Origin of the sequence: Paracoccus shandongensis, from assembly GCF_017315735.1 — a bacterium.
Taxonomy (GTDB): Bacteria; Pseudomonadota; Alphaproteobacteria; order Rhodobacterales; family Rhodobacteraceae; genus Paracoccus; species Paracoccus shandongensis.
Window position 1 is genome coordinate 60,001 of the sequence record NZ_JAFLRK010000017.1, and the last position, 11,026, is coordinate 71,026.

An 11,026-nucleotide genomic window follows, 5' to 3' on the forward strand; every position below is an offset into this window, starting at 1 on the left:
AAGGAGAGGTGCAAGCCTTGAATTGAAGCCCCGGTAAACGGCGGCCGTAACTATAACGGTCCTAAGGTAGCGAAATTCCTTGTCGGGTAAGTTCCGACCTGCACGAATGGCGTAACGACTTCCCCGCTGTCTCAAATGTGGACTCAGCGAAATTGAACTGTCTGTGAAGATGCAGACTTCCCGCGGTTAGACGGAAAGACCCCATGCACCTTTACTCCAACTTCGCACTGGCATCAGGATTGCGATGTGCAGGATAGGCGGTAGGCTTTGAAGCGGGGACGCCAGTTCCCGTGGAGCCGTCCTTGAGATACCGCCCTTCGCTGTTCTGATGTCTAACCGCGGCCCGTTATCCGGGTCCGGGACCCTGCGTGGTGGGGAGTTTGACTGGGGCGGTCGCCTCCCAAACAGTAACGGAGGCGCGCGAAGGTTGGCTCAGAGCGGTCGGAAATCGCTCGTTGAGTGCAATGGCAAAAGCCAGCCTGACTGCAAGACTGACAAGTCGAGCAGAGACGAAAGTCGGCCATAGTGATCCGGTGGTCCCGAGTGGAAGGGCCATCGCTCAACGGATAAAAGGTACGCTGGGGATAACAGGCTGATGATGCCCAAGAGTCCATATCGACGGCATCGTTTGGCACCTCGATGTCGGCTCATCTCATCCTGGGGCTGGAGCAGGTCCCAAGGGTATGGCTGTTCGCCATTTAAAGAGGTACGTGAGCTGGGTTTAGAACGTCGTGAGACAGTTCGGTCCCTATCTGCCGTGGGTGTTGGAGACTTGAGAGGAGTTGCCCCTAGTACGAGAGGACCGGGGTGAACGTTCCACTGGTGGACCTGTTGTCGTGCCAACGGCAGTGCAGGGTAGCTATGAACGGACAGGATAAACGCTGAAGGCATCTAAGCGTGAAGCCCCCCTCAAAACAAGGTCTCCCTTGAGAGCCGTGGAAGACCACCACGTCGATAGGCCGGAGGTGTAAGTGCAGCAATGCATTCAGCTGACCGGTACTAATGGCTCGATAGGCTTGATTTGATCCGGAAGAAGAAAGACTTCTTCCCGCAGCATCCTTGGACAACATCTTCGCCCAAAAGGGCGGAAACGCTGAGCGTTCCTTTCCCGGTCTGGTGGCCCTAGCGCGAGCAAAACACCCGATCCCATCCCGAACTCGGCCGTTAAGTGCCGCCGCGCCGATGGTACTGCGTCTCAAGACGTGGGAGAGTAGGTCACCGCCAGACCTGGAAAGAAACGCACCTCTCCAAAACGATCAAAACACCGACAACGACAACCCACTGTCGCGGGGTAGAGCAGCCCGGTAGCTCGTCAGGCTCATAACCTGAAGGCCGCAGGTTCAAATCCTGCCCCCGCAACCAGAATTTACGGCTAGAGATATAAAAGGCTTAAGGCCGAAATGAAGCGCCCCTTGGGGCGCTTTCTTGCGTTGCAAGACCACGCAACACATTCCCTAAAGATCTTAACACTTACGAACAGCCCCATTCCGGATGACACGGATGCGACAGGGGAAAAACCAAATGTTCGTGCGATGTTCCTTCGGCTGGCCCGAGGTTCAGGACGGCGTGATGCGGGTATCGCGGGCGCAGGCAGACGCTTGTTTGAGCCCTCCGTGGAGCGGGCGGCACGCCAACACAAACAGGAGGTGACGGCTGAAAAAGAGGCCTTTGTTAACAAGTTGAAGGCGCTGATCGAGCGGCTGAAAGGCCAGGTTCCGGACCATCGGCGCATGAAGTTCGGGCCGAAGTCGGGAAAAGCTGGACCCTGCGCAACTGGAACTGGCGCCGAAAGATCTGAAAACGGCCATTGCCGAGACGCAGGCCCGGATTGCCGCTGTCGAGGACCAGATCGCGGCCAGTGAGCCTGACCCTCAGACGAGAACGCCCCGGGCGCCCTGCAAGGCGCGGACCCTGCCCGAGGGCCCGCCGCGCGCCCTGCGCGTGATCAAGCCCGACAGCATTGTCCGGCTGCCATTGTTGTGCCATTGGTCCGAGCGACAATGGCGACGCGGCTGCGGCGACATGGTCCGGATCGGCGTGGACCGGCCGCGCGGCTGGATTACATCCCGGCGCGCTATCAGGTGATCCTCAGGGTGCGCCCTCGATATGTCTGCCCCAAGGGACGCACGGGCATGGTCCAGGCCAAGGCGCCTGCGCATCTGCGGGAGGGGTGAGTGGGCGTACGCCATGGGTTCGAGGATGACCGCGAACGGCCCATCGAGGCGCTTCTGGCCTAGATTGCCGTGGCCAAATGTTCCGAGCACATGCCGCTGAACCGGCAGGCCGTGGTGATGGCTAGTCACGGCGGGCCAATCGACCGCTCGATCCTGGCCGACTGGATGGGCCGCACCGGCGCGCTGATCGCCCCTGTGGTCGAGCATATGACCAAGCGCCCCATGGCGGACAGCACCCGGCCTTATGTCGACGAGACCATCGCTCCTGTGCTCGCTCCCGGGGCAAGGCAAAACGAAAACCTGGACAAGGCAACCAGGATGCCCCTTCGGGTGACAGGTTTTCCGCATCCCTGATGGCATTCCCGATAACCGGCGGTCTTGCCTTGCCGCGTTGCGCCCTGTCCCGGCGGCCACCCCGGCCGCGAAGCTTGGGCTGGAAACCATCGCCGCGTCGTCCTAGAGTGTGGCAAGCGATACACGAGCAAGGAGCCGGGGTTTGTCCGAGACACTGCAACGCTTCCTTTCCTCCAGCCTTGTGGGCGTCGCGCTTGCGGTTGGCGTGATCTGCGCCTGGATCGCCCTGCACGTTTTCGCCGTGTGGCATCTGGACGCCGTGGGTTCGCCCGCGCTGGCGGTTGCTTGTCTGATCGGGCTGACATGGCTTTCCGTCGGGCTGTTCATCGTCGCCCATGACGCGATGCACGGCGCGATCCTGCCTGGAAGGCCGCGGGTCAACGCGGCGGTCGGGACTGTGGCCCTGATGCTTTTCGCCGGGTTTTCGTGGCGCAAGATGATCGTCAAGCACATGGCCCATCATCGCCATGCGGGCACCGACGACGATCCCGACTTCAGCCATGGCGGGCCGCTCGCGTGGTATGTCGCGTTCCTGCGTACCTATTTTGGCTGGCGCGAGTTCTGGGTGCTTGGCGGGGCGGTGATCCTTTATGCGCTGGTCCTGGGCCCGCGCTGGCCTTACGTGGCGTTCTGGGCGCTGCCTTCGATCCTCGCCTCCATGCAGCTTTTCGTCTTCGGCACCTGGCTACCGCACCGTCCGGGCCGGGACGCCTTTCCCGACCGGCACAACGCCCGCTCCACGCGGATCGGCGATTCCCTGTCGCTGCTGACATGCTTCCATTTCGGCGGCTATCACCATGAGCACCACCTTTATCCGTCCGTGCCATGGTGGCGGTTGCCCTCGACCCGGCGAAGGGGCGAGGCATGAGCGTGCTGGTGCCGGTCCTGATCGTCCTCCTGACCGTCGTCGCCATGGAGGGGTTCGCCTATTCCGTCCACCGCTGGATCATGCACGGCCCCCTGGGTTGGGGGTGGCACAAGTCGCACCACGAGGACCATCATGGCGTGTTCGAGAAGAATGACCTTTACGCCCTGGTTTTCGCGGTGATTTCGATCCTGCTCTTCGCGGTCGGCAGCGCGTGGTGGCCCTGGCTGTGGTGGGTCGCGGTCGGAGCGACCGTTTACGGCGTGATCTATTTCGTTGTCCACGACGGCCTGGTTCACCAGCGCTGGCCGTTCCACTATGTCCCCCGGCGCGGCTATTTCCGCAGGCTTTATCAGGCCCACCGGCTGCACCACGCGGTCGAGGGCCGGGACGATTGCGTGTCCTTCGGCTTTGTCTATGCGCCGCCGGTCGAGGATCTCAAGGCGCGGCTCAAGGCCTCGGGCGTTCTGGCGCAACGCCAATCCCAGCACCGCGACGCCTGGCGCGCCGATCGCGCCGAGGACTAGGCGCTGTCCGCATGGGGGGATCCCGTCCGGCTTGAAGTTCTGGTCCAGGGAAGCCAAAGAAGGCCGGTCTTTAGGGCAGACAAACTCCAAGCCGCCCATTCCTTTCGACCGCGCGGGCGCGGGCGGGGGCGCGGGTCAGTTCGGCCTCTTGCCGGGCCCGGCGCGAGACATCCCTGACAAAGGCGTCCAGCATCGGTTCCTGCCGGTCCGAGGCGATGACCCATGACATTTCGACCGGGACGATCCGGCCCGACCTGTGCTGGGCGGTGGACTGGATGACCTCGACGCCATCGCGGCGGGCAGGACCGGCGCCACCCCGCCAACCGCGCGCAGACCGGCAAAGGCCTGGCCGTTCCGCAGGGTCTGGCTGCGCGGATAAAGGATGGGGAAGCGCCTGCGCAGCTGTTCGGCCCGCTGGGGGTGTCGGGTTCGGCGGGCAGCAGCATGACCGCGCGTTCCCAGAACCGACCGGATCGCTGACACCGGCCTTCCGCATCCGGTGATCTCGACCCTGGGGATCGCCGGGTTTCGGGTGATCTGCGCGGACAGCGATACCGGCAGGGTCAAGACCCTTGCGCAGCGCATCGCCCTGGGGGTCGACACCGGACCGACACCGCCATGGCCGTTTCGGATCGGCAGGCAGGCCCTGACCGGCCCGGTCGTCCTGTCCGGGATGGCCGCGCGCTGACGGCGAGGGGCCGCTGCCCGGCGCCCGTTACAGCCCGTATTGCTCGCGCGCGTAATGGCCCAGGCCAACGGCATCCAGCCTGGCCAGCGGCGCAAGGAAGGTCACCTGGATCACGCCCGGCGCGCGCCCGATCTCGATCGCGCCGTTGATGGTGGCGCGGTTGCGCACCTCGGGGACAGACATGCCCAGCAGGGTCGCGGCGCGTTCCAGCCCGTTCTCGATCGCGGCGTTCAGGTTCGGCGCGGTGCCGATCACGCTGACCGGGGCCAGAGGCTCGATGTCGCCCACGCCCCATCTTGCGGCAAGACGCCGGCCCTTCGCGACCTCGGCCGCGGTGAAGGGCCGCGCCAAGGGCGGCAGGTCTTCCTCGAGCGGGAACAGGACGGGGCCGTCGATGGGATAGTTCTTCACCACCTCGACCTGCAGGGTCACGCTGCCCGCCACGTCCATCGTGTGTCCAGCGATCTCTCCGTCGCCCTGGCCCGCGTGCATGTCGCCCAGATAGACGCCCGCGCCCGGCACCTTGACCGGGCAGACGATGATCGCGCCCGCGCGCACCGCGTCGATGTCCATGTGCCCGTCGGTCTTGTGGCGGGCCAGATCCTCGGCGCTGATGGCATAGTCATGGGGCGCGCCGACCAGGAAGGCGCCGAAATCGCCCGCGTTGTGGCTGTCGGGCATCGCCACCGAGGGGCAGGTGCCAAGCTGGCCCAGGAAGGGCCGCATCCGCACCAGCGTGCCCGGCATGTCGGATGGCGCATAGGTCAGGATCGAATGCTGGCGGCTGCCGTCGGGCAGGGCCGCGTAATGGTCGGCGTTCCGGGCGATCGTCTCGGCGGCACCGGCGGGCAGGGTCAGGCCGACGCTGCGGGTGTCGTCGAAGGTGACGGTATAGCCGTGGACGATGCGGAAGGGCGTGACCGGGTTGCCGCAGCGGTCGCATTTCACCGCGTCGGGGCCGATCCCCTGAACATGGGTTTCGGGCCAGACGGTGTCGCAGACCGGGCAGCGCGCGGCGACGTAAGGATCGCCCAGGCAGAACCCCTCGGGCGAGCTGTCATGCCCCGATGCCGTCGCGGTCGAGGTCACGGTGATGTCGCGGATGCGGATGGCCACCCCGTCGCCCACCTCGGCGCCGTTGACCTGGACGGGCGTGGTGACCTCGTGGCCGCCGCGCAGGCGGGGCGTGATCATCGGCCCCCAGCAGCCGGGCGCGGTGTTGGCGATGATGGTGCCGCCGTTCTCGACCGGGCCAAGCATGGGCGCTGCGGGGTCGAGGACACTGTTGGTAAACTCGGTCACGACAACGCTGCGGCGCGACGGCGCGATGCTGCCATCCGGCATGGAAACCCCCAAAGTTCACTGTATGGACCGCGACAAGGTTAGCGGCTTGGGGCGCATAAGCAAGCCTGGCGAAGGTCCGGTGGTTCAGGATCATCGGGACACGGCGCGCGGCTGCCGATCACGCGATAGCGCAGGTCCGAGCGCATCTGCCGGGCCGATGCAGACCCCCGATCCGGCCGCGACAAGGGCGGTCCGGATTTCGCGCCCCTCCAGCACCTCGGCGGGGCCGGAACCTGGTGGGCATGGCGGGGCCGCGTCTTCTTGGGATGGACGATCGGCTTCTGCCCGGGCAGGGCGGACAAGGGCAATGGGCCGCCATCCTCCGCCAGGGCGGTGTCCTGCGGCAGACAGTTCGCTGCACCAGCGGATGATCCAAGGCGTGCGCTTCCGCGACCTGGGCCCGTCCCTGGCCAGCGAATGCGCCCCGCCCGGTCTTGGATGGGGCGATGAAACTACGCTTCGATCAGTGCAATCATGCGCTCCAGCCTCTGCATCGCCAGCCAGCCGTCGCGGATTTGGGGCGCGGCATCGCTTTCGCCGCGGATCTTGGCGGCAACATCCACAAGCAGGCCGATCTGCCCGGCAAGCTGGCCCTGTCAGCCGGTCAGCACGGCCTTGATGACGCCAAGGATGGCGGCGGCGGGCGCCGTGCCCAGGAAGATGTCGGCGCCGCCCATAACGACGGTGACGAAGGACTCGGCCATGAAGGACGCGCCCATGGCACGCCCAGGGGAATGAATGCCTCGCCCAACATGGTGCCTCCATTCTCGGCCACGATCTCGCGCACCCATTCCGCCGAGATCTGGCCGAAGTTGTAGTCGGCGGCGACGGTGTAGACCTTCGGGCCGTAGGTCTTGATCATGTAGGGCAGCAGGGTCGAGATCTGCTGTTCCGGCACCGCGCCCGTCACGATCATGTTCGCATCGCAGACCCGCCTTCATACTGGTTGTTGTAGAAGGGAAGGCCGTCAAACTGGTTGATGATCGGGCGATAGGCCTCGCCCGAGGCGGAGGAGAAGCCCGCGATGACGGCATCCACCTTGTCGCGCTGCAGGGCGCGGCGCATGAATTCCCGGTAACGGGTGTTGTCGGACCGGGTGTCGTATTCGACAAGCTCCAGCGGGGGTCTGTCGATGCCGCCTGCGGCGTTGATCTTCTCGACCGCAAGCTGGATGGCGTGGATCTGCCGATGGTGGCAAGGGCGAAATCGCCGGACTGGTTCGCAATCGGGGCGCGAGATGCCGATATGCGGCGTCAGGCAGGCGTGCAGGGTGTCGGGGTTGATCCACGCCGGATCCTGGGGCGCCCCGAATTTGCAGGCGGTGACGGCGGCGCGGACCTGCGCCACGCGTTCGCTGCCGGCGCGCCAGCAGGTGGATGGCGGTATGGCTGGATTCCGCACCCGCGCGGGCGACTGGACCCTTCGAGAAGGCCCGGCGACAGGCCGCGACGAAATCGGCGTTGCGCACTGTCCGCAGGGACAGGAAAGAGACGCTGGGGGTGATCTGCCCGTCTGCCGCCTCTGGGCAGATGGCGTGCAGTTCCGGTTCGGACAGCGTGCAGCTTGCCACCGGCATGTCGCGCGGCTGGTCGATCCTGGCCGCGGCGCTGGCCCGGCGCAGGAATTCATGGGACGACGACCCGATCAGCAAATTGAAAATGTAATCGGGCCGCAGCGCCAGTATCTTGGACACATGCTGGTCCAGGACGGTTTCGCCCACCGGGACATGGCTTTCCGCCGCGATCCGCCCGCCCGGCCACGCGGTCGGCGCGCCGCCGGGGTGGCGTCAGGGGGCCACGCAGTCGGCGTAGTGGTGGACCACGCCGTCGGGGCCTGCCTCCAGCACAAGGCCGTGGATGTCGGTCTCGAAGCCCGGGCATTCGCGGGCGAATTCGCGGTTGAAGCGCAGGTAATCCACGATCTTGGCGTTGAAGGTCTCGCCCGGGATCAGCAAGGGAATGCCGGGCGGGTAGGGGGTCACCAGGCTGGTGGTGATCCGGCCTTCCAACTTGTCGATGGGCACGCGTTCGGTCCTGCGCCGGGCGATGTGGGAAAAGGCTTCGGTCGGGGTCATCGCGGGGTGGTGGTCGGACAGGTAGATCTCGGTGGACAGGCGCGCCACGTCGTATTTCGCGTAAAGCGCATGAACGTGCTGGGACAGGTCGCGCAGGCCCATGCCTTCGTAGCGCGGATGCTTGGCGCAGAATTCAGGCATCACGCGCCACAAGGGCTGGTTGCGGTCGTAGTCGTCCTTGAACTGCTGCAAGGCCGCGACCAGCGTGTTCCAGCGGCCCTTGGTGATGCCGATGGTGAACAGGATGAAGAAGCTGTAAAGCCCGGTTTTCTCGACAACCACCCCATGTTCGGCCAGGTATTTCGATACGATCGAGGCGGGGATGCCGGTCGTGTCGAAGCGCCCCTCGATGTCCAGGCCGGGGGTGATGATGGTGGCCTTGATCGGGTCCAGCATGTTGAAGCCCGGCGCCATGTCGCCAAAGCCGTGCCAGCTGTCCTCTCCGTCGCGCTGCACGCCCTCGCTGTCGGTGCGGCGCAGCACCCAGTCCTTGGTGCGGCCGATGCCTTCCTCCTCCAGCGCCTCGGGGCCCCAGACCTGGAACCACCAGTCCTTGTCGCCGAAATCCGCATCGACCTTGCGCATGGCGCGGCGGAAATCCAGGGCTTCCAGGATCGATTCCTCGACCAGGGCGGTGCCGCCCGGCGGCTCCATCATCGCGGCGGCCACGTCGCAACTGGCGATGATCGAATATTGCGGGCTGGTCGAGGTGTGCATCAGGTAGGATTCGTTGAACAGGTGCCGGTCGAGCTTCGTTTCCTCGGAATCCTGCACAAGGACGTGGCTGGCCTGCGAAATTCCCGCCAGCAGCTTGTGGATCGATTGCGTGGCATAGGTCACGGCGTGCTTGGTCCGGTCCCGCTTGCGGCCCATGGCGTGATAGGTGCCATAGAAGGGGTGGAAGGCCGCATGGGGGATCCAGGCCTCGTCGAAATGCAGGTTCTCGACATAGCCGTCGAGCATCCGCTTGATTTCCTCGGTGTTGTAGAGGACGCCGTCATAGGTGGACTGGGTCAGCGTCATGATGCGGGGCTTGACCGCATCGGCATCGACGCCCTGCAGCAAGGGGTTCGCGCGGATCTTGGCGCGGATGGATTCGGGCTCGAACTCGGCGTGGGCGATGGGGCCGATGATGCCCCAATGGTTGCGGGTGGGCCGCAGGAAGACCGGGACCGCGCCGGTCATGATGATCGCGTGCAGGATGGACTTGTGGCAGTTGCGGTCCACCACCACCACGTCGCCGGGCGCGACCGTGTGGTGCCAGACCATCTTGTTCGAGGTGCTGGTGCCGTTCGTCACGAAGAAGCAGTGGTCGGCGTTGAAGATCCGCGCGGCGTTGCGTTCCGACGCGCCGATGGCGCCGTTGTGGTCCAGAAGCTGGCCCAGTTCCTCGACCGCGTTGCAGACATCGGCGCGCAGCATGTTCTCGCCATAGAACTGGTGATACATCTGCCCGATGGGCGATTTCAGGAAGGCCACGCCGCCCGAATGGCCGGGGCAGTGCCACGAATATGACCCGTCCTCGGCGTAATCCAGCAGCGCCTTGAAGAAGGGCGGCTGGATGCCTTCCAAGTATGACTTCGCCTCGCGGATGATGTGCTTGGCCACGAATTCCGGCGTATCCTCGAACATGTGGATGAAGCCGTGCAACTCGCGCAGGATGTCGTTGGGCAGGTGGCGGCTGGTCTTCGTCTCGCCATGCAGGAAGATCGGCACGTCGGCGTTCTTCCAGCGCACCTCCTCGATGAAGGAGCGCAGGTTCAGCACGGCGGGGTCAAGGTCGGGGCCGGGGCTGAATTCCTCGTCGTCGATGGACAGCACGAAGGCCGAGGCGCGGCTTTGCTGCTGGGCGAATTGCGACAGGTCGCCATAGCTGGTGGCGCCCAGAACCTCGAACCCCTCGCGCTCGATGGCCTCGGCCAGGGCGCGGATGCCAAGGCCCGAGGTGTTCTCGGACCGGAAATCCTCGTCGATGATGACAATGGGGAATCGGAATTTCATGGGATGTCCTTCTGATCAGCATCGCCGATGCCCGTTCTTTCCAGTGCAGGCCCGGCCGTCAAGGCAAACGAGGCCGGCCCGGCAGGGTGCGGGCCCGCGTGACGGCGCCCTGCGTCCTTGGGCCAAGGCGGCGGCGGGCGCAATCGGGAAAGTTCGGCCGGACCGTTCAGTTTTGCGTCATGCGGCGGGGGCGGGCGGAAATATCTTCGCGACAGGGGAAGGGATCGGCCATCGGCTTCGTCTATCCTTGCAAGATGACCAGACAGCGCGACCCGATCCTTGACCTGCTGACCCCGCTGAGGCGCTATGCCTTCGCGCTGACGCGCAACCGGGCCGAGGCCGACGACCTTGTCCAGGACACCCTGCTGCGCGGCCACGAACAGCGCCGCCAACTGGCCCCGGGCAAGGCGCCCGGGCCGTGGCTGCGGGCCATCCTGCGCAACCGCTTCCTGGACCGCCGCCGCCAGGGCCTGGCCGACAGCACCCGCGAGGCCGCCTATGCGGCGCTGAACCCCCGGGTGGTGGACGCCCCGCAGGACAGCGCCCTGCGCCTGGCCCAGTTGCGCCGCGCCTTCCTGGACCTGCCCGACGACCAGCGCGAGGCGCTGGAACTCGTGTCCATCGAAGGCCTGTCCTATGCCGAGGCCGGGGCCCTGACCGGCGTGTCGCCCGGCACGGTCATGTCGCGCGTGTCGCGCGCCCGGGCGCGGCTGCGCGCCTTCGAGGACGGCACGGGCAATGACGGGGTGGCCGATCCGAAACCCGCGCTGAAGCTTGTAGGGGGACATGATGCCGAACGCTGATCCGCAGATCACCGACGGGGATCTGGACGCCTATGTGGACGACCAGTTGACCGGCCCCCAGCGGTCCGGGGTCGAGGCCTGGCTGGCCCGCCACCCCGACGCTGCCGCCCGCGTCATGCGCGACCTGGCCTTGCGCCGCGACCTGCGCCGCGCCCTGGCCCCGCCGCCTACGCCCCGCCCCCTGCTGGGGGCCGCG

General features: G+C 65.6%; 10 protein-coding genes, 1 tRNA gene, 2 rRNA genes and 2 pseudogenes (1 of these 15 cut by a window edge). 9 read left to right on the forward strand and 6 right to left on the reverse strand.

Translation table 11 applies throughout. From position 1 onward, the window contains the following. From JX613_RS11870 to JX613_RS11895, 6 genes and pseudogenes are all read left to right on the forward strand, one after another. Positions 1 to 1,024: ribosomal RNA gene (locus tag JX613_RS11870) — 23S ribosomal RNA — on the forward strand (it extends 1,813 nt beyond the left edge of the window). 88 nt (positions 1,025 to 1,112) lie between these two features. Then, a 5S ribosomal RNA gene (gene rrf / locus JX613_RS11875) occupies positions 1,113 to 1,227 on the forward strand. Between the two features lie 58 nt (positions 1,228 to 1,285). Further along, positions 1,286 to 1,362: transfer RNA gene (locus JX613_RS11880), tRNA-Met, on the forward strand. A 239-nt stretch (positions 1,363 to 1,601) separates the two neighbouring features. After that, positions 1,602 to 2,475: pseudogene (locus JX613_RS11885) on the forward strand (IS66 family transposase); the annotation flags it as partial. Between the two features lie 195 nt (positions 2,476 to 2,670). Then, positions 2,671 to 3,396 carry a fatty acid desaturase gene (locus JX613_RS11890; protein ID WP_207101673.1) on the forward strand — a complete coding sequence of 242 codons (726 nt, stop codon included), beginning with the start codon at positions 2,671 to 2,673 and terminating at the stop codon, positions 3,394 to 3,396. Further along, entirely contained in the window at positions 3,393 to 3,920 is a 528-nt protein-coding gene (locus JX613_RS11895) for a sterol desaturase family protein (RefSeq protein ID WP_207101674.1), read from the forward strand. Before JX613_RS11890 ends, JX613_RS11895 begins: the two co-directional genes overlap by 4 nt. Before the next feature lie 70 nt (positions 3,921 to 3,990). Here the strand turns inward: JX613_RS11895 and JX613_RS11900 are convergent, their stop codons facing one another. Continuing rightward, positions 3,991 to 4,149 carry a hypothetical protein gene (locus tag JX613_RS11900; RefSeq protein WP_207101675.1) on the reverse strand — a complete coding sequence of 53 codons (159 nt, stop codon included), beginning with the start codon at positions 4,147 to 4,149 and terminating at the stop codon, positions 3,991 to 3,993. 270 nt (positions 4,150 to 4,419) lie between these two features. On the opposite strand from JX613_RS11900, the gene JX613_RS11905 reads away from it, so the two are divergent. Continuing rightward, a complete protein-coding gene (locus JX613_RS11905) occupies positions 4,420 to 4,608 on the forward strand; it encodes a hypothetical protein (RefSeq protein ID WP_207101676.1) in 189 nt (62 codons plus the stop codon). 27 nt (positions 4,609 to 4,635) lie between these two features. Here the strand turns inward: JX613_RS11905 and JX613_RS11910 are convergent, their stop codons facing one another. The 5 genes and pseudogenes from JX613_RS11910 to JX613_RS11930 all read right to left on the reverse strand — a co-directional run bounded on the left by JX613_RS11910 (position 4,636) and on the right by JX613_RS11930 (position 10,027). Beyond that, a complete protein-coding gene (locus JX613_RS11910) occupies positions 4,636 to 5,952 on the reverse strand; it encodes an acetamidase/formamidase family protein (RefSeq protein WP_207101677.1) in 1,317 nt (438 codons plus the stop codon). A 604-nt stretch (positions 5,953 to 6,556) separates the two neighbouring features. Beyond that, positions 6,557 to 6,868 (reverse strand): ABC transporter substrate-binding protein, encoded by a 312-nt coding sequence (locus JX613_RS20405; protein WP_207101678.1) that lies wholly within the window; start codon positions 6,866 to 6,868, stop codon positions 6,557 to 6,559. Then, on the reverse strand, positions 6,865 to 7,299 hold the full coding sequence (locus tag JX613_RS11920; protein ID WP_207101679.1) for a transporter substrate-binding protein: 435 nt from the start codon (positions 7,297 to 7,299) through the stop codon (positions 6,865 to 6,867). Before JX613_RS11920 ends, JX613_RS20405 begins: the two co-directional genes overlap by 4 nt. 61 nt (positions 7,300 to 7,360) lie before the next feature. Next, a pseudogene (locus JX613_RS20410) lies at positions 7,361 to 7,672 on the reverse strand (transporter substrate-binding protein); the annotation flags it as partial. Between the two features lie 66 nt (positions 7,673 to 7,738). Next, positions 7,739 to 10,027: an Orn/Lys/Arg family decarboxylase gene (locus JX613_RS11930; protein WP_207101680.1), complete on the reverse strand. Its 2,289-nt coding sequence runs from the start codon at positions 10,025 to 10,027 to the stop codon at positions 7,739 to 7,741. Positions 10,028 to 10,281: 254 nt separating this feature from the next. Here JX613_RS11930 and JX613_RS11935 point away from each other — a divergent pair, with 254 nt between their 5' ends. Beyond that, positions 10,282 to 10,830 (forward strand): sigma-70 family RNA polymerase sigma factor, encoded by a 549-nt coding sequence (locus JX613_RS11935; RefSeq protein WP_207101681.1) that lies wholly within the window; start codon positions 10,282 to 10,284, stop codon positions 10,828 to 10,830. Next, a partial coding sequence (locus JX613_RS11940; protein WP_419538830.1) for an anti-sigma factor family protein occupies positions 10,814 to 11,026 on the forward strand: 213 nt, incomplete at its 3' end. The genes JX613_RS11935 and JX613_RS11940, both read left to right, overlap by 17 nt.